This window comes from Neobacillus mesonae (genome assembly GCF_001636315.1).
GTDB lineage: Bacteria > Bacillota > Bacilli > Bacillales > Cytobacillaceae > Neobacillus > Neobacillus mesonae.
Genome location: NZ_KV440949.1, coordinates 3,402,080 through 3,426,163, shown reverse-complemented (window position 1 = coordinate 3,426,163; position 24,084 = coordinate 3,402,080). Strand labels below are relative to the sequence as shown.

The 24,084-nt window shown below is 41.5% G+C and carries 19 protein-coding genes; 6 read left to right on the top strand and 13 right to left on the bottom strand.

Annotated features, from left to right (window positions below):
• Positions 1-19 precede the first annotated feature (19 nt).
• The gene (locus tag A6749_RS16005; RefSeq protein WP_066391499.1) at positions 20-616 is read left to right on the top strand and encodes a DedA family protein; all 597 of its coding nucleotides are present in this window, start codon (positions 20-22) and stop codon (positions 614-616) included.
• Between the two features lie 129 nt (positions 617-745).
• Here A6749_RS16005 and A6749_RS16000 read toward each other — a convergent pair whose 3' ends face one another.
• Genes A6749_RS16000 through A6749_RS15985 form a run of 4 tightly spaced genes read right to left on the bottom strand, consistent with a single transcriptional unit; the run spans position 746 to position 4,517 of the window.
• Complete coding sequence (locus A6749_RS16000) at positions 746-1,261, bottom strand: RNA polymerase sigma factor (protein ID WP_084797869.1); 516 nt, start codon at positions 1,259-1,261, stop codon at positions 746-748.
• A gap of 32 nt (positions 1,262-1,293) precedes the next feature.
• Positions 1,294-3,261: a DUF6449 domain-containing protein gene (locus A6749_RS15995; RefSeq protein ID WP_066391497.1), complete on the bottom strand. Its 1,968-nt coding sequence runs from the start codon at positions 3,259-3,261 to the stop codon at positions 1,294-1,296.
• Positions 3,236-4,135 (bottom strand): ABC transporter ATP-binding protein, encoded by a 900-nt coding sequence (locus tag A6749_RS15990; RefSeq protein WP_066391493.1) that lies wholly within the window; start codon positions 4,133-4,135, stop codon positions 3,236-3,238. The genes A6749_RS15995 and A6749_RS15990 overlap by 26 nt, the downstream gene beginning before the upstream one ends.
• Positions 4,128-4,517 (bottom strand): GntR family transcriptional regulator, encoded by a 390-nt coding sequence (locus A6749_RS15985; RefSeq protein WP_066391488.1) that lies wholly within the window; start codon positions 4,515-4,517, stop codon positions 4,128-4,130. The genes A6749_RS15990 and A6749_RS15985 overlap by 8 nt, the downstream gene beginning before the upstream one ends.
• Positions 4,518-4,894: 377 nt before the next feature.
• Here A6749_RS15985 and A6749_RS15980 point away from each other — a divergent pair, with 377 nt between their 5' ends.
• Entirely contained in the window at positions 4,895-5,560 is a 666-nt protein-coding gene (locus A6749_RS15980; RefSeq protein ID WP_066391486.1) for a protein kinase domain-containing protein, read from the top strand.
• A gap of 109 nt (positions 5,561-5,669) precedes the next feature.
• Here A6749_RS15980 and A6749_RS15975 read toward each other — a convergent pair whose 3' ends face one another.
• Complete coding sequence (locus tag A6749_RS15975; RefSeq protein WP_084797867.1) at positions 5,670-7,082, bottom strand: sigma-54 interaction domain-containing protein; 1,413 nt, start codon at positions 7,080-7,082, stop codon at positions 5,670-5,672.
• A gap of 227 nt (positions 7,083-7,309) precedes the next feature.
• On the opposite strand from A6749_RS15975, the gene A6749_RS15970 reads away from it, so the two are divergent.
• The 4 genes from A6749_RS15970 (at position 7,310) to A6749_RS15955 (ending at position 12,726) form a co-directional block, all read left to right on the top strand.
• Positions 7,310-8,080: an SDR family NAD(P)-dependent oxidoreductase gene (locus A6749_RS15970; RefSeq protein WP_066391481.1), complete on the top strand. Its 771-nt coding sequence runs from the start codon at positions 7,310-7,312 to the stop codon at positions 8,078-8,080.
• Between the two features lie 30 nt (positions 8,081-8,110).
• A complete protein-coding gene (gene gcvPA, locus A6749_RS15965) occupies positions 8,111-9,499 on the top strand; it encodes an aminomethyl-transferring glycine dehydrogenase subunit GcvPA (protein WP_066391476.1) in 1,389 nt (462 codons plus the stop codon).
• Between the two features lie 26 nt (positions 9,500-9,525).
• On the top strand, positions 9,526-11,100 hold the full coding sequence (gene gcvPB / locus A6749_RS15960; protein ID WP_066391475.1) for an aminomethyl-transferring glycine dehydrogenase subunit GcvPB: 1,575 nt from the start codon (positions 9,526-9,528) through the stop codon (positions 11,098-11,100).
• A 132-nt stretch (positions 11,101-11,232) separates the two neighbouring features.
• Positions 11,233-12,726, top strand: a complete 1,494-nt coding sequence (locus A6749_RS15955; RefSeq protein ID WP_407937512.1) for an amino acid permease — start codon at positions 11,233-11,235, stop codon at positions 12,724-12,726.
• Between the two features lie 40 nt (positions 12,727-12,766).
• Here the strand turns inward: A6749_RS15955 and A6749_RS15950 are convergent, their stop codons facing one another.
• From A6749_RS15950 to A6749_RS15915, 8 genes are all read right to left on the bottom strand, one after another.
• Positions 12,767-13,759, bottom strand: coding sequence for a LacI family DNA-binding transcriptional regulator (locus A6749_RS15950; RefSeq protein WP_066391474.1), 993 nt, complete (start codon positions 13,757-13,759; stop codon positions 12,767-12,769).
• A 17-nt stretch (positions 13,760-13,776) separates the two neighbouring features.
• Positions 13,777-14,823, bottom strand: a complete 1,047-nt coding sequence (locus A6749_RS15945) for an aldose epimerase family protein (RefSeq protein WP_066391472.1) — start codon at positions 14,821-14,823, stop codon at positions 13,777-13,779.
• 174 nt (positions 14,824-14,997) lie between these two features.
• Entirely contained in the window at positions 14,998-16,485 is a 1,488-nt protein-coding gene (gene galT, locus A6749_RS15940; RefSeq protein ID WP_066391469.1) for a UDP-glucose--hexose-1-phosphate uridylyltransferase, read from the bottom strand.
• Between the two features lie 29 nt (positions 16,486-16,514).
• Entirely contained in the window at positions 16,515-17,696 is a 1,182-nt protein-coding gene (locus A6749_RS15935) for a galactokinase (RefSeq protein WP_066391468.1), read from the bottom strand.
• Positions 17,697-17,870: 174 nt separating this feature from the next.
• Positions 17,871-20,927, bottom strand: coding sequence for a beta-galactosidase subunit alpha (ebgA, locus tag A6749_RS15930; RefSeq protein WP_066391467.1), 3,057 nt, complete (start codon positions 20,925-20,927; stop codon positions 17,871-17,873).
• A gap of 11 nt (positions 20,928-20,938) precedes the next feature.
• On the bottom strand, positions 20,939-21,769 hold the full coding sequence (locus A6749_RS15925) for a carbohydrate ABC transporter permease (RefSeq protein WP_066391466.1): 831 nt from the start codon (positions 21,767-21,769) through the stop codon (positions 20,939-20,941).
• Positions 21,769-22,698, bottom strand: a complete 930-nt coding sequence (locus A6749_RS15920; protein ID WP_407937533.1) for a carbohydrate ABC transporter permease — start codon at positions 22,696-22,698, stop codon at positions 21,769-21,771. The genes A6749_RS15925 and A6749_RS15920 overlap by 1 nt, the downstream gene beginning before the upstream one ends.
• A gap of 77 nt (positions 22,699-22,775) precedes the next feature.
• Complete coding sequence (locus tag A6749_RS15915) at positions 22,776-24,068, bottom strand: ABC transporter substrate-binding protein (protein WP_066391464.1); 1,293 nt, start codon at positions 24,066-24,068, stop codon at positions 22,776-22,778.
• Positions 24,069-24,084 lie beyond the last annotated feature (16 nt).

Here is a 24,084-nt window from a genome sequence, read left to right as displayed (position 1 = left end):
TAAATAGGAAGTGTGGATTATGCAGCATTTGAGTGGTCTGATTGGGCATTATGGATACTTCGGAATTTTCATCGCTTTAATCGGCGGCATCGTAGGACTGCCAATTCCCGATGAAGTGCTTTTAACTTATGTTGGATACAATGTTTATCAAGGAAACATGAATTATCTTTTAGCAATCCTTAGTGCATTTTTTGGGGCGTTTGGCGGCATTACACTGAGTTACTTATTAGGAGTAAAACTAGGACTGCCGTTTTTAAAAAAATTTGGTCCTAAATTTCATATAACGGAAGAACGAGTGGAGAGAACGAGAAAATTATTTGCCAAATACGGGCCCTTCCTTTTATTAATCGGTTATTTTATACCGGGAGTTCGGCATATCGTAGCGTATCTTTCCGGGATTAACGGTTATAAGTATAAAAAGTTTGCACTATTCGCATATGCAGGAGCATTCATCTGGTGTTTTACTTTTATTACGTTAGGAAGAACGCTTGGGGAAAACTGGATGCATGTTGGTGCTTATCTTTCAAGGTATAGCATCTATGTTATTATGCTCTTTGCCGTAACCTGTCTCCTCTACTTTACTTATTGGAGAAGATCAAGAGTATTTGGGAAGTAGTAGTAAATATTGAGAAAGGCCCTTTTCATCATAGAAAAGGGCTCTATATATTCACTTCGTCACTTAACATAAGCGTACTGTCCACTGAAGGCGGACAAATGTCCACGAATGGTACCTGACACCAACGGTTTATCCCGTTGGTGTCAGGCACCGTTTTAGCTGTTTGCGTGCCCGGTAGAGTCTGGTTTTGACGGTTCCTGACTTTAGGTTAAGAATGTTTGCGATTTCGGTTTCTTTTAGTCCGTATTGGATTTTTAAGATGAGGACTTGCTGCGATTCGGCGGATAGGGTTTCCATCTTCCGGTCTACTTCCTCTTGAAACAGGCGGACACAAACTTCATCCTCAATATTTTCGCTGTTTTCCCCAGCCCCTGCCATTGGTTCTAATACAACAGAATCCAAAAGAATACAGCCCTTTCGTTTTTCCAATCGTAAAAAGTCAATCGCAGTCCTCGCAGTAATCGCAGACAGCCAGGCCCCGACCTTCCCTGTATCATCAATTGAATTGATTTTTTTATAGGCTTTTAAGAATGCTTCCTGCACGACATCCTCCGCAAGGAAGGAGTCTTTTGTATATTGATAAGCAATATAGAGCATCCGCTGGGAATACGTTGCATATAACTGATTGAAATCAAGCGCACCCAAGTCGTCTCCCCCCTAGTCAATCACTTTCACTTCTATCTAAAATGCTTCTTAACAAAATCCGGTGCATGCTCCTCATCGAAGGACATGATTTCAGTATAATCACCAAATTTATAATAAAATATCACTTTATACTCTTTTCTATCATATGCTGAAGCTGCATTAAGAAGCTGCTCCATTTGCGGCTTATCTTTAATATCAAGGGAATCTTCTATACTTTCCAGTTCCTCTAAAGAGGGCTCTTTATCATTAAAATTCCATTGATCACCTTTGACCACCAGCACATGCGATAAATCTTCACCGGTTACCGTAACCCGATCATTAAGCTTCTTCTCCAACAGCCAGTTGGAGATGTTTCGATACGTTGGTTTTATTTCAATAGGATAGACAAAACGATCATTACCTAAATAGATTTCCACGCTCGAGCCGCGGTCGCGGTAATAAAGATTTTCCTCATAGGTTTCTGCTAATACGTCTTTTCGCAATGCTGCAATGGCTTCTATCATTTCTTCAGGATCTGACAATGTGACCCTCTTATTCATTGGACCATTTGCCCGAATGTTAAGGCTCTTCATTTGGTTATCTTTTATTTTGAAAATTGGCTCTGTCGCCTGTTTGTATTCCTTCGACTCATAGACTGGCTTGAAAAAATCTTCGTAAAGCCGTTCATTCACTTGATATTCACGAGTAATAGAACTTCCACTTTTTAACTCATATCGAACAAAATAACTGATTGTTTGATCATTTTTTCGATGCTTCAACTTCCGATCTGCGAGAATCTGCTGGTGCATTCTACGGACTGCCATTATATTCGCTTCTTCTTTTAGCGGTTTCATCCTATTGTAATCCTCACCCGGTTCGGCATTATTCCAAATCCAATATGGTTCATTCGTCAATTGAACACTTTGAATATCTGCTAGATCCGGGATTCGATTTTCATAGATTCCAAGCGTCTTCACACTTAGAACTAATAGAGCAACCACAGCTCCATAGATAGCTAACCCCTTTAGCCTTGCGAAAACCCGCCACGTTTTTTGCAGCACCATTTCCGCAATAAAATAACCAAATACTGCACCAATCACATAGCCAAAGATTATCCACGAAAGGCTGTTATTTGAAACCCCGCCAAAATATGTCCCGCCGACTAGCATCGTACAAAACGTAACACCATATTTGAAAATCGAACGAAGTTTAGGAAACGCAATGGCCTCCGAAGCCTGCTCCACATTTCTTTTTTTATAAAAGACAAGTGCCAAAATGTAGAGTACGATAGCTAAAATAAGATAAATAGCGGCATCGCTCCATTGAAAAGTCCTGCCGTTAAGCCCTGTTGCATAGGTAATCGGCGACATTTTTTCCAGCTGCTGCTGCAGAAAAAACTCACTTGGAAAGCCGTACAGCAGGATTTTCAAGTTATAAAACAGCAGCATGATGATGCCTACCGGAAAAAATAGGAAAATATACGCTAGCACGGCGTGTACAGCTGAAATTCCCGTCGTCATCGCAATCATGACACTAGCTGTATATAAAAGCAGCGAGATGACGGCAGTGGTTCCGGCCCAGTAAAATATATCTTTTAAGCGATAAATGGTTTCAAGGTCTAAGGCAGATTGTAAGATCACAATGATTAACGTGATTGCTGCAACTGGCAGGATTAAAAACACGATTCCTGTAACGGCATAATGATGAAAAACCTTTTCCCGTTTTAATGGCAGGCTGTGCATGAGGTCCGAAGCTTGCTTCACATGAAGGAAGCGAAACAGGAACACCGCTAGAATGACAGGCACAATCACAAGCAGCCCAATCTGCAATTCAAAGTTAACTTGGAAAAGTGAACTTAACTTACCTCTATAGTCCGGAAGCCGCTCTTCCGAATACATCATCATCAGCTGAATCGGCAGGATAAATAGCAGACCGAGAAAATAAACAATTGAGATCCAGCCGGTGCTTCTTGCGATTTGGATGATGATTTCCTTGTTAAACCACGACATTTTTGATGGCATAGCCGATATCCCCCATTTCATAAATAAAAATTTCTTCGAGTGTCAGCGGGAGTAAATCAAAAATGACCGGATTGGTCTCGCGAATTTGTCTGGCTATTGAATCCTCATCGCCTCTGACAATGAAAAGGCTGACACTGCCACGTTTTTCAGTATGAAGAGGGTTCAATTTTTTCAATAAATGATTCGGCACACCATCTCGGTAAGCAACCTGTACCTTATGAATATCAGCTTTCAGTTCGTCCAGCTCTTTTTGCAAAATGAGTGTTCCACTGTGGATGATGCCGATATGGTCACAAATATCTTCGATTTCGCGCAGATTATGGGAGGAAATGAAGATGGTCATTTCCCTTTCCGCTACATCATTGATCAGCAGATTTTTTACCTTTTTCCGTACAACCGGATCGAGGCCGTCCATTGGCTCATCCAGGATAAGAATTTCGGGGTTGGCGGACAAAGCCAGGATAAAAGCAATCTGCCGCTGCCAGCCTTTTGAGAAGGTTTGAATTTTCTTCTGTAAATTCACCTCAAACAGCTCGGCAAGCTTTTCAAAACGCTCATCGCTCCAACTTGAGTAGCAGTTCTTATAAAATCTGGCCATTTGCTTTGTTGTATAGTGAGAGAAAACAAATGGATGATCCGGTATGTAAAAGATTTTCTGTTTCAAGCCGGTGTTTTCGTAAACCGGGCTGCCATCAATGGTGACCTCCCCGTGATCCTGCCGGTAAATCCCTGCCAGCAGCTTAATCAACGTCGTTTTTCCGGCCCCATTTGAGCCAATCAGGCCGTAAATCGAGCCTTTTTGGATTGACAGGCTTACTTTTTCCAGTGCTTTAAAGCGGTCGAACCGCTTGCCTACATCCTTCATTTCAATCATCTTGTTCCCCTCCCCCTTTTGAAACATCTAACCCTTGGATTAATTGAATCAGTTCTTCCGCCGAGATTCCGAGGAAGAGTGCCTCTAATACTAGTTTTTCAAGCTCCTGCTTGACCGTTTTGACTTTTTCCAAATCCTTAATTTTATGATTTGGATTGACAAAGCTTCCTTTTCCTTTAATCGAGTAGATGAACCCTTGGTTCTCCAGCTCGCGGTATGCCTTTTGAATTGTATTCGGGTTGATGGTCAGCTCCGTTGCTAATGTCCGGACGGACGGCACCTGTTCATCAGCTTTTAGCATCTCATTCATGATTAGCTCCTTCATCTTATCAACCAATTGCTCATAAATCGGCTTACGGCTCCTCATGTCTAATTCAAACATAACGGGGGCCCCCAATCTGTATTAAGTGTACTATGATTCCTAGTACAGTTAGAATTATATGCCATACACTGGAAAATGTGAAGCCCCTTTTTTAAAAAAATTTGGTGCCTGACACCACAAAAAGACAAAAAGGGGAAAGTGTCCACCCCAGGTGGACACTTTCCCCAATTCATTTACTTTTTCTTCTAGATTTTTTAGTTCTCATTCCTATGTTTATACTTGGTTAATTTCCTAATACAAAATACTCTTTATACTAATCTACAAATTTGATTTTTGTACCTATACCTTTATTTATCCCAATGAATAAATTATATTGATGTATTGTTTCAAACGTGTTTGACACCTTACCATTTTTTATTAATTGGGGGGAAATTTTTTTGAACTATAAACATTATATAGTAGATGAAAAATTACTTGGACGAGGTTTATATGGGAAAGTGTACAGTGCCTTTGATCCAGAGAAAAAGAAAAAGGTTGCTATTAAACGAACAAGAAATATTAAGGCTAGTAAAACTGAAGCATTTATTATGGAGCATTATGGTTATTCTAAATACTTACCTAAGTTATATAATTTTAAAGTCTATAACAATATTGCCTATATTGAGATGGAGTATATTGACGGTACTCCGCTTGGATATCACTTTAACCGAACCCATTCAAAGAAAATAGGAGAGAAAAAAAGTGTTCAAATAACGATAAATATTTTAAAAGGTCTTGAACAACTTCATCGTAGTGGATTTACACATAATGATATATTACCTAAAAATATTTTGATAAAGGATGATGATCCTAAAACAACCAAAGTTATTGATTTTAATCTTGGAAAAAAAATTAATGATGATCATACTATATCAAAGGATATCCGTAATGCATCCTTAATGTGTATCTATCTCATTAATGGCGTTGTACCAGAAAAACTATCAGGCAAAGAAATAAAAAATAAAAAACTAAGAAAAGTCTTAATGAAAGCTCTATCCACAAAACAGAAAGACCAATATCATTCAGCAAAAGCGTTTATTAATGCTTTATTACCTTATAGGTAATAACAAAAAAAATGCCCGATTTTTGACAATCCCTCAAAGTATTTCAGAGGCACTAGATTCCAACTTACGTTTGGACGCTAGTGCCGATATACTTTTCCCCTAAAAATTTCTAGTCCTCATTTACAAAGCTGGTGATGCTTATCCCTAACTTCTCCATTTTCCTGTACAATGTTCTCAAGCTAACGCCCAATTCCGCGGCTGCCTGCTTTTTGCCACCCATATCATAGCCATATTGGTTTAGCTTTTGGATAATGATTTCTTTTTCTGACACTTGTAATATACTTTGTTTTTTTGACACAGTTTCAATGGCGGCAACAGCCTCATTCAACAAATAGGGCGGCAATGACGATTCCGTTAACTGAGTGCTTTTTTCCATATTCATGCTGTACTCGATGACATTCTCAAGTTCCCTAATATTCCCGGGCCAATGATATTGCTTTAATCTTTGAAGAAACCCTTCACTGCATGTTTGGATGAACTTCCCGGTCCGCTGCTGCAATTTCTCGATGAAAATTGGCACAAGCCCGTCAATGTCCTCCTTCCGCTCCCGCAGCGGCGGTAAGGAAAGCGGAATCACATTCAGCCTGTAATAAAGGTCCGGACGAAATTGTTTCAATTCCATTAATTCTCTCAACGATTGATTGGTGGCAGCAATTATGCGCACGTCTACCTTTTTGGAAAATGTACCGCCGATTCTTTGGATCCTGCTGTCCTGCAACACTTTTAATAGCTTAGGCTGCAGATGTAATGGAAGGTCTGCAATCTCGTCCAAAAATAGCGTCCCTCGGTCAGCGAGTTCAAAATAGCCAGGTTTCCCTTTCTTTCTAGCCCCTGTAAAAGCACCTTCTTCATAGCCAAACAATTCACTTTCAAATAGCGACTCCGGAATACTAGCACAGTTGATCTCGACAAAATCACCTTTTCTAAACATGCTTTGCTCGTGAATGATCTTAGCTAATAGACTTTTCCCTGTCCCTGTTTCACCGGTAATTACAATCGAGGAAGAACTATTTTTGATACTTTTTATAATCTCTTTTAAACTTTTTAATTTTTCGCCATTGCCGAGAATATAGTCTGTCAGCTCATATTTTCGATCGGCATTTTCCTTTACGCTGTACGAGCCTTGGTATATATGAGAGATAATTTCAGCCAGCTTTGTCATCCAGTAGCTGACTTCCTTTTGGCGCTCAAGCAGCCCATCCTTAGTAAAGCTGACAAAGGATAAATATCCGTAATGCCGGCCATCATCGACAATATTTTGGACAATTTCCGCAGTCGATGGGCAATTATGAGAGAAATGACAGCCATGACACATATTCATATGACCTGGTTTATGTACAAACGTTACCGGATGCTCATAAAGCTTTTTAAAAAAAGGCAAATAGACACGATTTCCTTTCTTTCTCAGGTATTCTTCTGTTGAGGCAATCAAAACTCCCTCATTATTAAAAAAGGCAATATCAATCCCTAAAAGCTCTGAAAAAGTATGAATAACCTTTGCTAATGCCGCAGTCGAGGACAAACCAACCCCTCCTATCATTAAACTGTTTACCGTTTCGTTCCCTTTTTACAAAGAAATTCCTCCACCTGAAATGAATTATAAACTAAATTATCCACAAGTGGCACAATATTGTCAAAATTGACAATTCAGTAAAAAGAATGAGTTTGAATTTACTGATTTATCAGCCTCTTTTAAGTTGGCACGTTTTTTGCATATTGATTTAATGAGAAATTAAAGGAGGTACCATCGTGGAAAAAGATTATTTTCAATTAAAAGATAAAGTCGCAGTGGTGACTGGTGCAGCATCGGGCATTGGCTATGCAACAGCTGAGCTTTTGGCTGAAGTAGGAGCTAAAGTCGTTCTTCTCGATATCGATGAAGAAAAAGGAGCCAAAGCTGCCCAGACTTTTCGTGATCAAGGCTATACAGTGGAGTTCTTAAAATGCGATGTAACAAATGCCGCGGACTGTGAAAAAGTCAGCAGCCAAACAAAAAGCCTGTATGGCAAAATAGATGTTCTGTTTAATAACGCCGGCATAATCAGACGTAAGACAGTTGTTGAATTAGATGAGCGTGAGTGGGATGCGGTGATTGATGTTTCCCTAAAAGGCGTCTACCTTTTATCCAAATATATGATTCCGCACATGACTGAAGGAGGAAGCATTATTAACACCGGCTCCGGCTGGGGATTAAAAGGCGGTGACAAGGCCGCAGCTTATTGTGCTGCCAAAGCCGGTGTCGTCAATCTAACAAAAGCAATGGCGATTGACCATGGTCCGCAAAACATCCGGGTGAACTGCATTTGCCCAGGAGATACCGATACACCGCTGTTAAGAAGCGAGGCGAAGCAATTAAACCAGCAGGAAGATGCCTTCTTAGTATCATCCGCAAAAGGCCGGCCGTTAGAAAGACTTGGCACACCAAGGGATATTGCCAAAGGTGTTTTATTCTTGGCGAGTGACTTGTCTGCTTGGATTACAGGAACAGAATTGGTGGTTGATGGCGGCGGGCTCGCCTAATAAATCAAAAATGAACAAGGAGGTTTTACTATGACAAAAAAGGTACATCCATATATACCTAACACGGTTCCCGAAGTGCAAAATCAAATGTTAAAGGAAATTGGCGCGGAGTCCATTATGGAGCTTTACTCCTGTATTCCGGAGGAACTCCAGTTGAAAGAAGATATGAAAATTCCTGAAGCCTTGACGGAATATGGCCTGCGCCGTCATATTGAAGGCTTGTTAAGTAAAAATATCAGCACAAATGAATATCTAAATTTCCTAGGTGCCGGCTGTTGGCAGCATTTTGTCCCGGCGGTTTGTGATGAAGTTAATCAGCGCTCGGAATTCTTAACTGCCTATGCCGGTGAACCCTATGAAGACCACGGCCGTTTCCAGGCACTATTTGAATATCAAAGTTTAGTAGCAGAGCTTGTCGATATGGATGTCGTCAACGTGCCTACATTTGACTGGGGTCAGGCCGCATCAACATCGATTCGAATGGCAGCCCGTATTACCGGGAAAAAGAAAGTGCTTCTAGCTAAAACAGTTTCACCGGAACGGGCCAAAATTATCACCAATTACGGTTCCCCTGAACTAGAATTTGAGTTTATTGGATTTGACAAAGATTCCGGTTTACTAGATTTAGCCGACTTAAAAAACAAAGCCGATGGAAATACAGCGGCGATTTATTTTGAAAACCCATCTTATCTTGGATTTATTGAATCCCAAGGTACGGAAATTTCCGAGATTGCTAAAGCCCACGGCGTTATTTTAGTTGTCGGTGTCGATCCAATTTCATTAGGCGTCCTTGCCCCGCCAAGCCACTACGGCGCGGATATTGTTTGCGGCGACCTGCAGCCTCTTGGAATGCATATGAACTTCAGCGGAGGGCAGGCAGGGTTCATCGCGACAAGGGACGAAGAGAAATTTATCCATGAGTATCCATCACGGCTATTCGGAATTATCCCTACCGTTAAAGAGGGAGAATATGGATTTGGCGATGTCGCCTATGAACGGACATCATTTGCCCTAAGGGAAAAAGGAAAGGAATCAGTTGGTACCCAAACCGCTTTATGGGGAATTACAGCGGGTGTGTATTTATCCTTGCTCGGCCCTAACGGAATGTACGAATTAGGACAAACGATTATGCAAAACAGCCAATATTGCGTGAAGAAACTAAATAAGATTTCAGGAGTAAAAGGTTCATTGTTTACCTCCCCTTTCTTTAAAGAATTCATCATTGACTTTAACGAAACGGGTCTTTCAGTAGAAACAATTAATGCTAGATTACGAGAAAAGAAAATTTTCGGCGGGAAAGATCTGTCACAGGAATTTCCTGAATTCGGCCAATCTGCTTTGTATTGTGTAACTGAGGTGCATACAAGAGAAGATCTTGACCGGTTAATCGAGGCCATTGAAGAGATTGTTTCAAACTAATTAACGAAAGAAAGGAAATTTGGACTATGAAAGCAATTCAAAGAACGAGTAAGGTTCGTGATTTTCATCAAGCGAAATGGAATGAACCGATTATTTTTGAACTTCATCAACCGGGAGAAAAAGGAGTCGAAGTTCCTTTAGCAGACAAAACGGTGGTATCAGAAGTCGGAGATGGAGTATCCATGATTCCAGGTTCCATGGTCAGATCAGAAAGACCAAAACTGCCTGAAATCGGCCAAGCACGAGTCCTTAGACACTATGTAAGGCTCTCACAGGAAACGTTAGGATCTGATTTTAACGTAGAAATTGGCCAAGGAACTTGTACGATGAAGTACATTCCGAAAATCAACGAATTATTGATCCGGAATCCGAAGATGATGGAACTTCACCCGCTTCAAGATGAAAGCACGGTTCAAGGAATGCTTGAAATCATTCATAACCTGGATTTATGTATGCGTGAAATTTCCGGTATGGAAGCTTTCTCTTTCCAGCCAAGCGGCGGAACACAAGCGTTATTTGCAATGGCATCGATTGTTCGCAAGTACCATGAAGCAAGAGGCGAAGGCGATCAGCGCAATGAAATCATTACAACGATTTTCTCGCACCCTTCCCAAGCCGCAACCGCAGCGGTAAAAGGTTTTAAAATAATTACCCTTCATCCTGATGAAGATGGTTTCCCTGATATCGAAAAATTAAAAGCAGTGGTTTCTGAACGTACCGCTGGCTTTGTTGTAGCAAACCCTGAGGACACAGGCATCTATAATCCAAAAATCAAGGAATTTACCCGCATTGTTCATGAAGCTGGAGGAATCTGCTATTATGACCAAGCAAACGCCAACGGTCTTCTTGGCATTACAAGGGCAAAAGAAGCAGGCTTTGATATGTGCTTCTTTAATCTTCACAAAACATTTGCGGCTCCGCATATGTGCGGCGGACCAGCAACAGGCGCCCTTGGGGTAGTAGATCAACTAAAAGAATATCTGCCGGGACCAATCGTGGAATTTGACGGCGAAAACTATTATTTGAACGACGATCTGAAGCATTCGATTGGAAAGGTAAGAGCTTTCCACGGTGTCGCCCAGACCATTTTAAGATCTTATGCATGGATTCGCGCCCTTGGACCTGACGGGTTAAAAGAAGTGGCCCAAACCGCTGTTTTAAATAACAATTATTTATACCATAAAGTGCAAAAAATTCGCGGTGCAAGCGCCCCATACGTAAAAGGACAGCGGTTAGAACAAGTCCGCTACAGCTGGGAGCAGATGACAAAAGAAACAGGTGTAACAACAGAAGATGTGCAGCGCAGAATGACTGACTTCGGCCTCCATTACTGGACGAGTCATCATCCATATATCGTGCCGCAGCCGTTTACACTTGAACCAACTGAATCTTATTCCAAAACGGATCTGGATGAATATATTGCCGCACTTGAACAAATCTCCAATGAGGCGTACGAGAATCCTGAGATTGTTCAAAATGCTCCATATAACAGCACAATTCATCAATTGGATGAACAAAATTACCTTGATGATCCAAAGGAATGGTGTATTACATGGCGCTTATACAAAAAGAAAGTATTGGAAACAGCGTTAACTAAATAAATGAGAAGGCAGTCATTTTTTGATTGCCTTCCCGCTCCTTACACCCACAATTACTTGATTAAGGAATTGTAAGGGCTTTCCATTTTAACATTGATTCAACTAGAATATAAAAAAGTGAAATGGGGTTTTGCGATGGCTAAAATTGAAACATTAAACACAACAAACATGGAATCTGCCCCCTCAAAGGCAGGCAAATTAAATCGTGGTCTGCGTTCACGGCATATCACGATGATTGCCATTGGGGGTGCAATCGGAACTGGCCTATTTGTCGCGAGCGGTGCTACCGTCAGTCAGGCGGGACCAGGGGGAGCACTTGCGGCCTATATTGCGATTGGCTGTATGGTTTATTTCCTTATGACAAGTCTTGGCGAGATGGCAACCTTTCTTCCTGTTTCAGGATCATTCGAGACATACGGAACCCGCTTTGTCGATCCCGCATTTGGCTTTACTCTTGGATGGAATTACTGGTTAAGCTGGTCCACAACCATTCCAGCGGAACTTGCCGCCGGTGCCTTGGTAATGAAGTATTGGCTTCCGGGTTCATCAGATATTTTATGGGGTATCCTCTTTTTAGCGATTATTTTTCTTTTAAATGTACTTTCCGTGAAAAATTTCGGTGAAGCCGAGTTTTGGTTTGCTGGTATTAAAGTCGTTACAATTATTGTCTTTTTAGTTATCGGAATTTTAATGATATTAGGAATATTCTTTAGCCCAGCAGCAGGGATTCACAACTTTACTGCGGGTGAAGCACCATTTAAAGGCGGTTTTCTTGCTATTATCGGTATTTTTATGATAGCCGGCTTTTCCTTTCAAGGAACTGAAATGGTGGGGATTGCTGCAGGGGAATCAGAAGATCCGGAGCGTAACGTTCCAAGGGCAATTCGCAGCGTCTTCTGGCGGGTGCTGATCTTCTACGTTCTCGCTATCGCCGTTATTGGGATGATCATTCCATATACCGATCCAAGCCTGTTAAAATCTGATGTCGATAATATTTCGGTAAGTCCTTTTACGCTTGTATTTCAAAAAGCAGGGCTTGCATTCGCTGCATCATTAATGAATGCGGTCATTTTAACATCCGTCCTATCGGCATGTAATTCGGCAACGTACGCTTCGACAAGGATGCTTTGGTCGATGGCGGAACAAGGCAAGGCCCCGAAAATTTTTCGTAAAATAAATTCAAAAGGAATCCCATCTATAGCACTCTACGCCAATATCATTTTCGGACTTTTAGTTTTCCTATCTTCATTTGTTGGAGGCGGAGTCGTCTATATTTGGCTTTTGAATATGACAGGTTTAACAGGATTTCTAACATGGGTTGGAATTGCCATCTGCCACTATCGATTTAGAAAAGCATATATTGCCCAAGGCAGAGATCTTAATCAATTAAAATACAAAGCAAAATGGTATCCATTTGGCCCCATCATTACTTTAGTATTATGTATTATTGTTATTATTGGCCAAGGCAGCCAGGCGATCTCAGGAGGAAGTATTAACTGGTATGGCATGCTTGTATCCTATATCAGTCTGCCGGTATTTATTATCCTTTGGCTTGGCTATAAATTTATTAAAAAGACGAAGGTCGTGCCATTAGAAGAATGCGACTTCAGCCAAGAACATTTGTCATAATAAAGAGGTTAGTCCCGCACGCTCAAGGGACTAACCTTCATTAAAAACTGCTATTTCTAATCATTAGTTTTGTGGCAATAAATATTTTCTTAGCGGTATTCCTGCCTTCAATCCGTTCCAATAGAGTATCTACCGCTGTCTCTCCCATAAGCTCGGTGTAAACCTTTACGGTGCTTAAGGCAGGGAATACATATTTCGAGACACTTACATCATTGACACCAATAATGTTTACCCGCTCCGGTACAGCTATTCCTGCTTCCAGCAGTGCCCGAAGCGCACCGATTGCCAGCGAGTCATTTCCGGCAAAAAAGGCCGTAGGGAGCTTATCACCGCATTCTTGGATTGCTTTTTTCATCAAAGAATAGCCGGCATCAACAGAAAAGATTCCGGTGTACATATAGGATTCATTTAGGAGCTCTTTTTCGACTAAGTAGTGTTTAAATGCCCGTTCCCTTGGGTCTTCAATCATCGAGGTTTGGTCTTTAAACACCTCTCTGCCGCCAATATAGCCAATTTGCTCATGCCCTTTATCTAATAAATATTGCAGAACTTTTTCCGTTGCTCTTTCAAAATCAATTACGACCGAATCAAACTGTTCTTCGTCTGGTGATGAATCGACAAAAACAATGTTTTGGCTGACCGATTGTAATTCCGCCACCTGCTTATCGCTGAACTTTCCAATTGCAATCAGCCCCTGCAGATCCTCATGCCTCAAGTCTTCATAGTTATCTTGAAAACAGCGGACAACTTGGATTCCCTGCTCCTGACAGCGGTTCTCCACCCCAAGTCGAATTGACATGTAATATAAATCATCCAGCTCTTCCTTTTCGGAATACCAGTGCACAAGGGCAATTTTTCCGGACTCTTGCTTGCGGGCTGCCGTCTTCTTCTTATAGTCCAGTTCCTCCGCCACTTCAAAAATTCTCTTTTTGGTTTCATCACTGACTGAAAGAGTACTGTCGTAATTTAACACTCGAGATACTGTGGCAATCGATACTCCTGCTTTTTTCGCAATATCTTTAATCGTAGCCATTTTCTTATTTCTCCTCATTACATACTTGAGAAACGATAGGTCGTTTCCTGGTAGTATTTTTCCTTTGGAGATAGAATCACCGAAGGAAATTCCGGATGATGAACGGCATCAGGGAACCCTTGCGTTTCAAGGCATACACCTAAATAATTTCTTGCCTGGACACCCGAAATCGAAAAAGGCCCTTCTAATTGGTTTGATGTATACAATACCACACATGGCTGATTTGTCCTAACTGTCAGTTTCCTGCCGCTTTGATCATCACTTAACAGAATCGTATTTTCCCCCTCGTTTGCAAACAAAAGCGGGTGATCATATCCATTCCCAACAAGCAGATTCTGCGGATGCTTCGCTTGAATTCCATCTATAAGATTTCGTCCGCTTCGGAAATCAAAGGGAGTATCGGCAGCGTTCAGCATTCTGCCGGTCGGAAGCAGGTCTGAACCTAGCTCTAAAAAGCGGTTGTTATCAAGCTGCAGTCTATGCTTAGCGCAGTCACTTTTGACATTTCCGCTCAAGTTAAAATAAGAATGATTCGTTAAGGTTACCGGCGTTTTTTGATCTGTCATTGCCACGTACGTTACTTTTAATTCATTATCATTGTTTAAAAGGTAGGTAACAGTTGTTTCCAAGTTACCAGGATAGCCTTCTTCTCCATCCGGACTATGATATAAAAACTTTACACCAATTGCATCACCTTCCACAAATGTTTCAACTTCCCAGATGACTGAACTAAAGCCCTTTTTGCCTCCGTGCAGATGATTGGGCTCTTCATTAGCTGCCAAAGTATATGCTTTTCCGTCCAGTTCAAACTCGGACCCTTGAATTCTTCCCGCCACGCGACCTACAACAGCACCAAAGTACGGGGACCATTCGAGATATTCCTCTAAACGGTAAAAACCAAGGACAACATTTTCCACGCTGCCATGGCGGTCGGGAACCATTATCTTCGTAATAACACAGCCGAAATTCAAACAGGATACCGACATCCCGGCATCATTAGCAAGGGTGTATTCGATAACGTCCCGGCCATCATACTGACCGAAGCTTTTTTTTGTAATGTCCATCCATTTCACTCCAATATAGTAAAGAAAGTGCGTTCTTTTCATTAATTTTATTTTTACGTAATCTAGAGCTAATTTTACAAAATTTAGAGATAATTTTACGTAAATTAATGCTTTTTCTACATAATTTGAGATCTTTTCTACAAAAATTGGTAACTAATACCCAGTTATACCAACTCAAAACGCTGCAATGAATCTCTCAAATCCCGCTCTTCCAGCTTCATCGCGTTTGAACACACCGGCATCTTCTAAAACTCGTAAAAATTTCTTTCCTACCTCTTCCCGTACAAACGCAGCAACGTTCCCGTGAGAAACATCAGCCCCATAACGGGCCTTCAGCTCTTCCGCCCATTCTAAATGGTAATCAGCCACGTCCGCTTCCCGGCCGAGAATATAGTTCTCCACTTCTACAAGTTCATTTTTCAAGCGGGCAGGTAAAACCGCAAGCCCCATGACTTCAATCAGCCCAATGTTTTCCTTCTTAATATGGTGGACATCAGCATGCGGATGGAAAATACCCAGCGGGTGTTCATTGCTTGTCCGGTTATTGCGGAGAACTAGGTCCAGTTCAAAGAATTCCCCTCGTTTGCGGGCAATCGGAGTAATCGTATTATGCGGAGTCTCACCAGTCCATGCCATAATTCCAACCGTCTCATCACTATAGTTTTTCCATTTCTCTAAAATATGCGATCCCGCTTCCATAAGCATGGCGCTTTTCTTTGCACGGAGCCTGATCACCGACATCGGCCATTTCACAACAGACCCCTGTACCGCTGGAAAACCAGCCAATTCAAAAGTCCAGTCATCTTTAGCCTTTGCCATCGCAAATTCATAATTTCCGCCCTGATAATGATCATGCGATAAAATAGAACCGCCGACAATCGGCAGGTCGGCATTCGAGCCAAGGAAATAATGTGGAAATTGTTCCACAAACGATAACAGACGGCGGAATGAATCAGGACTGATTTTCATATCTGTATGCGTTTCCGATAACACAATACAATGCTCGTTATAGTATACATATGGCGAGTATTGCAAATACCAGGTCTGGTCTAACAACTCCACGCGGATCATCCGGTGATTGGAACGTGCCGGGTGGCCGATTCTTCCAGCATAGCCTTCATTCTCGACACAAAGCAGGCATTTCGGATAAGCCGTCTGCTTCGCTTCCCGTTCGCGGGCAATACTTTTCGGATCCTTTTCCGGCTTTGAAAGATTTATTGTAATATCAAGTTCACCATACTCTGTTGCAGCTTTATATTCGATATTATTACGAATCCGGTTCATTTGAATGTAGTTACTATTTTTACTTAACTCATAAAAATACTCCGTTGCCTCTTTAGGGCTTTGCTGGTATTTCTCAAAAAATAGCTTATTTACCGTTGATGGACGGGCAATAAAACAGTTCATGATTTTGCTTGCGAAAATCTCTTTTTCATCGAAAATGTCTTCGATGATCCCTTGTCCACAGGCATAATCCACCATTTGCTCAAGGACTTCCGGAATTTCTTCTACATTTACTTCTCCAAGTGTTTCCGTTACCGTAAATTCCGTTACATGGAGCAGTGACATAACTTGATTGCGCACATAAATTTCGTCTTCCTTTTCAATCAATGCAGCTGCCATGGCTTGGTCGATTAACTGCTGAATTAGTTGATTAATCATTGAGATCCCCCTTTCCAGTTGCAAAAAACTTATTTTACTGCCTCTAATTCGATTTCCTTCGCACCATCGCCAATGCTGGCAACATAAAAATCGGCAGGATACCCAATCTTATCTTCGTAAATTGCACCAACTTTGGCAATAAAATCTTCTACCTCATTATTCTCAACAATGGCGATCGCACATCCGCCGAAGCCTGCGCCTGTCATCCTGGCACCAAGAACCCCTGGCTGATTCCATGCAGCAGCTACTAAACTGTCAAGCTCTACTCCGGTTACTTCATAATCATCTCGTAAGGAAATATGGGACTGATTCATTAATTGGCCAAATTCCTCAAGATTTCCGGCTCTCAATGCTTGCAGCGCTTTTAACGTGCGGACATTTTCATACACCGCATGTTTGGCCCGTTTACGAACTGTTTCATCCTTAAGGAAATGCTGCTGTTCATCAAACTCTTGTTCCGACAGCTGTCCTAATGCTTCAATCGGCAGCTTTTGCTGAAGCACTTCAAGCGCCGCCTCACACTCACTTCTCCGTTCATTGTATTTTGAATCAGCCAGCTCCCGGCGTTTGTTCGTATTCATAATGATAATTTTATGGTTTTCGAGATGAATTGGAGCGTATTCATACTTAAGAGTCTGGCAATCTAATAAAATCCCCGCATCCTTCTGCCCCATGCCAATCGCAAACTGATCCATAATACCGCTGTTCACACCAATGAATTCATTTTCAACCCGTTTGCCGATTTTGATCAATTCAAGACGGGGAATTTCTAATTGGAATAAGCCGTTCATTAATACGCCCGTTAACAGCTCAATTGAAGCGGATGAGGAAAGCCCTGCCCCATTTGGAATATTTCCTTCAATGGCACACTCAAACCCCGCAGGAATCTGATACCCGGCTTCAATAATATAGCGGATCATTCCCTTTGGATAATTTGCCCAAGCATGCTCCCCATCAAAATTCAATTCATTAAGGCTAAATTCAATAATTCCTTTTTCAGGAAAGTTGTGCGAATATAGACGGACAAGTTTGTCCTCACGCCTTCTTGCCGCAGCATAAGTTCCGTACGTAATGGCACATGGAAAAACATGACCACCATTATAGTCCGTATGTTCTCCGATTAAATTAATCCTGCCGGGTGCGAAAAATGCTTTTTCAGGCATGTTATGAAATAGATCAACAAAGATATTGTTCAGCGTCATCTCACTCATCATAGTTCCCCCAACTATCTATATATCTTACAATTAAGCATACTTTTATTTTAACCCCTTAGTAAAACCTATTCAATATTTTTACTAAAATTTTAACTAAATTTGAGTAAAAAAGGACGGAGGATCCCCCACCGTCCTTTTCTTACCAATTTTTTAATCCTTAAAGCTCATTTATTACCGTAATCGGCCAAGCTCGACGGCCGAGATTTCTTCTGTATTAAAGGTTGAAATCCGGAATTCGAGCGTGAAGTCTTCGAATTTGCAGCGATATTTTTCAAGCTGATCCTGACCGCAGGAATTGCTGCCTAAACCATTTTGTTTGTAGTCGAGATTTAAAACTACATAGTCACGCGGCTTCAAATCAATTGTATGTTTAGCATGTTCAAGATCACCGATTTCATAGTGTGAGGCACTAAAATCGAATTTCTCGTCTGCCGAGAAAATTAGTCCATTGCCATCACCGGCTGTTAGGCTTACCCAGTCACAGTCAGAGCGGTTACCGTTTTCCTGCGGCTTCACATAATTAGTGAATAACTCGTCCACTGTTTTTTGATAAACACCTGGATGATTTGCCTCCTTGGAATCAACATAGCTTTCACCAGGTCCTCTGCCGCGCCACTTTGTGTCGATAAACTCTTTATTTAAGCGCATATTGACGCCCAGACGCGGAATCATGACCGGCGCATTTTCCTTCATACCTGATGCGATTCCATCGATGCGAAACTCAATATCGCCATCCGGGTAAATGCTGTAACGGTATTGAAGCTGATAATACCAGGAGCTGTTGGTTGTCCCGTATAAGGCATCAGCCTGCCACTCGAATACACCGTCTTTTAACTCATAATTTACTTCTTCTACAATTTCATGACCTAGATGCATGAAATATTTCGTTCGATAATCGGTCACATAATACATATCGTTATCAATTGGAGCACGCCAGAAATTAAACTGCGGACCTTTTTCAATCTGAACCTTCCCATTTCGGGTAACTTCTTTGATTGAACCTTTAACAGAATCAAAGGTTACAGTAAAATCAACTCCGCTTACTGTTACAAGGGCGCCATCTTTCGTTACCTGAAGTTCACCGTCAGCATGCACCTTTGGCAGCTTTTCCTTTCCAGGAAGTTCAAAGGAGGCATTTGCCAGTTCATGGCCTTTAGAAGCCCATGCTGTATCTTCTTTCAGTGTGTAAGAGAAGACAAAATAATATTTCGCACCGTTCAATTTTTTAAGCTCACGCCCTACAGGCAGCTCAATCTTAGCCGTTTCACGTCCTTTAAGCTGAGGAAGTTCCACAGTAAATGATTCTAATAATTTTTCATCCTCAAACAAGGAGCATGTTAACTCCAAATGATCCAATGAAATGAAATCATAGCGATTGATTAGGCGGAATAGACCTTTTTCAATATCCAAACACTCGGTTTGAACTGGTTCAATTACCTTTTTATATTCAAATAAGCTTGGTGATGGCGTTCCATCAGGCATAATCAGCCCGTCAATACAGAAATTACCGTTTGTCGGATCGTCACCAAAATCGCCGCCGTAGCGATAATACACAGAACCATCTTCGGCTACCGTTTCAATACCATGATCAAACCATTCCCAAATGAAACCGCCCTGCAGCTTATCATACTTGTAAAATAAATCCTGGTACTCTTTTAAGTTACCTGGTCCATTTCCCATCGCATGCGCGTATTCACAAAGAATATGCGGCTTTTTCGACTTTTCGATGATCTTATCCATTGTCAGCTTGTCATCCTTACGTTCCAGCCATGTATACATCGTGCTGTAAACATCGGTGACTTCCGCTTCGAAATCTCCTTCATAATGAACGAGACGAGTCGAATCCATTTCCTTTGCCCGCTTTGCCATTGCACGGAAGTTGTGGCCAAAGGATGATTCATTTCCGAGCGACCACATAATAATACAAGGATGGTTCTTGTCGCGTTCAATCATCCGTTCCATTCTTGATACATACGCCAATTCCCAGTCCGGATCATCACTGATCCATTTATAATTTCCGGTCAATTCAAAGCCATGACATTCTAAATCCGTTTCATCGATAACATACATACCGTATTGATCACATAGATCATATAAATAATGAGCATTTGGATAATGCGCAGTCCGAATAGCATTGATATTGTTCTGTTTCATCGTAATAATATCACGCTCAATTTCTGCTTTCGTTACAACACGGCCTGTTTTAGGGTTATAGTCATGGCGGTTGGCACCTTTAAACTTGATCGCCACGCCATTGACAAGGAAGGTTTCACCCGAAATTACGATGGAACGGAAACCAACTTGCTGACAGATGACCTCAATTATTTTCCCATCGCTGTCTTTTACCGTCATATAAAGATGATATAAGTTCGGTTCTTCAGCACTCCATTTTAACGGTGCTGCAACGAACTGCCCCAAAGGCTCATCCGCCTTTTTCTCTACGTTTAATACCTGGTCGCCATTTGGATCAATCAATTCATAGCTGATGGTTTGGCCATTCTGCTCTGTTAGTTTAACGGAAACAGACAGAGTTGCATTTTGATTGTCGCTGTCGAGCTCGGTATTCACGGTATAATCATATAATCCCGCAGCAGGTCTTGTATAAAGGTCAACATCCCGGAAAATTCCGCTTAGCCACCACATATCCTGGTCTTCTAAATACGTACCGTCCGACCATTGAAACACCCGGACTGTCAGACTGTTGCGGCCCTGGCGGCAAAGATTTGTTACATCAAATTCCGCTTGAATCCTTGCCCCTTTACTGTAGCCGGCAAACTCGCCGTTTACATATAACTCGTATGCCGAATCCACACCATTAAAACGAAGAATTAATTGCTCCCCTTCAAGGTCGCGGTCTAATTCAAATTCCCGGCGGTAAATCCCTGTTGGATTATCCGTCGGCACACGCGGTGGAATAATCGGAAAGTTATACCACAGGTCAGAATAATGCATTTTCCCATAGCCCTGCAGCTGCCAATTGCCAGGGACAGTAATATCATCCCAGTTTGTTGTCTCAAGCTCCTCAGTATAAAAGCCTTCAGGCGAATATTCCGGAGCATCAAGGAAGAGGAACTTCCATGTACCGTTCAAGCTTTGATAATAATGACTTTTACCAGCGTCCCCCGATTGGGCAGCTTCCCGTGAAGGGAAACTGGAAAAATGTGCCCGGGGTTCCATCCGGTTTATTCCGTCCGTATGAATGTCTTCCCATCTTTTAAACTTTTTCATAACTACACCTCTTATTCTTTAACAGAACCACCTAAAATTCCTGAGATAAATTGCTTTTGCAGCAATAAGAAGAAAATCATAATTGGAATCGTTGATAAAGTGGTTCCCAGCATTACTTCTCCATAATCAATTCTCGCCATTCCAATTAAGCTGGATAATGCTACAGGAAGGGTAAACATATCCTTCGAGTTTAGCGTAATGAGCGGCCAGAGTAAGCTGTTCCATTGTGACATAAATTGGAAGATGGCAACAGCAGCGAGTGCCGGCCTTGTTACCGGTAATATGACGGTAAAGAAAATTCTTAGCTCTCCTGCCCCGTCAACCCGTGATGCTTCAATAATTGAATCCGGAACAGCCTGCATATTTTGCCTCATTAGATAAATCGAAAATGGTGCTGCCAAGCTTGGCAGAATAATCGCTTGATACGTATTTAACCAATCGAATGATACCATCATTTCAAACAATGGAATCAACGTTACTTGGAAAGGTATCATCAATGAGCATAAAATAACAAAAAAGAAAGCATTTTTTCCTTTAAAGCGATATTTCGCAAACGCATAGCCTGCCATTGCACTGATCAGCGTGCTGAGAACAGTATAGACAATCGCAATAAACAAGGAATTCCAAAACACCTTTGCAATCCCTAAGGACTCACTTAGTGATTCAAAGTTTTTCGCCAAGTAGTTTCCGGGAAGAAGCTTTGGCGGAACGCGAAAGATATCCCCCGATGGATGGGTCGATCCGACAATCATCCAATAAAATGGAGCAATTGATAGAATCGCACCGATTATTAGTAAAATATAAATCCAAATTTTTGTTGAAAGCTTCTTAGAAGTTATCATTATTCATTATCACCTACCAATTTCATCTGAATCCATGAAATGACTGCAGTGATCAATACCAGTACATACGCAATGGCCGATGCATAGCCAAAGTCAAAGAACTTAAAGCCTGTTTCATATAAATAAAGTGTAATCGTCATCGTCGCGCTGTTTGGACCGCCGTGTGTTAAAATAAACGGCTCATCAAACAACTGAAGTGTACCAATTGTGGACATGACCACTGTGAAAATGAATACCGGCTTTAATTGCGGCAGCGTAATCATAAAAAATTGTTTAACCTTGCCTGCTCCATCAATACTTGCGGCTTCGTATAAATCAGCCGGGATATTTTGCAGTCCCGCTAAAAATATGACCATATTATATCCGGTCCATCTCCATGTCATGACGAGAATGACAGAAATCTTCGCCCAGAAAGGAGTCGTTAACCAAGGAATATGATCCAAGCCAATAAGTGATAAGAGATAGTTCACTAATCCAAAATGCTCGTCTAATAGAATCATAAACACAATAGAGGCTGCGACTAGAGCAGTAATCGCTGGCATAAAATAGGCAATCCGGAAAAGTGACTTCGCCTTAATCAAGGTCGAATTAAGCCCCACAGCGATTAGGATGGCCAAAAAGATCATAATTGGCACTTGAACGATCAAGATTTGAAACGTATTAATTAACGATTTATAAAAAACCGGGTCATGGATCAAACGTGTATAGTTAGATAAACCGACAAACGTTTTTTCTACCCCCCGCACCTCTTGAAAGCTTAAGATAAACGAAGAAATAACGGGATACACAGTAAAAATCATAATTAATATAAACGCCGGAGCGATAAATACATATGGAGCATTTTTTGGAGTTAATAAGTTTTTTCTATTTTTGGTACGATAATTGGAGGCAGTACTGACTACCTTTTCCGTTTTTTCCACTAAGGGCACCTCCTGGCTTCGGAATAGCTTCCATTTGATAGAAATGAGAGAAGGCGTTGCGTCCTCTCTCATTTCCGATCAGCCATCTATCTCATTTGATTTTCGAGTTGGTTTTGCGCATCTTTTAAGGCAGATTCTACTGGTTTATTTTCCAAAAGAATCGCCGCTTGTGCATCAGACATCAGCTTGCTTGCTTTTGCAAAGTTTTCAGTTAAGTGAATTTTTGGCACTTGATCAACAATATCAGCAAATTTCTTGAACACCGGGCTGTCATTGAAGTATTCGCTATTGGCCGTAAATTTCGGATCATTATAAGTATCCTTTAAGGATGGGAAAAGTCCGTATTTTTCAAAGCCTAACATTTGAGATGCCTTATCTGTTGTAAAGAACTCAACAAAGGCATAGGCTGCAGATTGATTTTTAGTTGTTGCCGGGATCAATAAAGATGATCCTCCAACGTTCGCATATCGCGTGCCGCCTTCTTTAAAGCTTGGCAAGAAAAATACATCCCACTTACCTTTTAAATCCGGAGCTTGGTCCATAATCGAACCTGTATACCAAACACCATAAGGAACTGTAGCAACTTCACCATTGACTGTCGCCGTAACAATACCGTCCCAGCCCTTATTATTTAAGATTAAATCTTCGTCATGAAGCTGTTTGATTACTTTCATTGCACGAACTGCTTCCGGAGACTTCAGCGTGATTTTTCCATCTTGATCGAAATAAGAGAGTCCTTGCTGCTGCATCATCATTTGGAAGACGCCATCATAGTTAGGAATATCGATTGGCAGCATCTTTTTGCCAGTTGCTTCCTTAATCTTCTTTCCTGCTGCAATATAATCATCCCATGTTTGGATGGAATTCGGGTCAACACCGGCCTTTTTAAAATAGTCGACGCGGTAGAATACTCCGGCAGGGCCGATATCCCAAGGAGCCGCGATGAAGTTTCCATCCTTATCCTGTACGGAAGCAACCTTTGCAGGGTTGAAAGAATCCTTATATTTGTCATATCCCAGCTTATTTAAGTTCAAGAAGCCTTGCGGGAACTGATGAATATAGCCCGGAATCCGTTCATCCTCCATTAACACCACGTCTGGCAGACCATTTCCTCTTGCAGCTAACCCAACAGTCAGCTTTTCGTAAAGGTCACCGCTGTTGAAATCCTCGACGTTTACCTTTACATCAGGATATTTTTTCTGGAAGTTTTCAACTGCTGCCTTCATTGTTGCTGCTGCAACGTCCCAGCCCCAAACTGTGATTGTACCTGCTGGATGTTTCGCATCACCTGTTTTCGCTTGATCGTCAGATGATTTATTCGAACAGGCAGAAAGCACTAAAAGAAATACGGCAAGTAAAACAGACAAATACTTTTTCATAATTGGTCCCCCAATT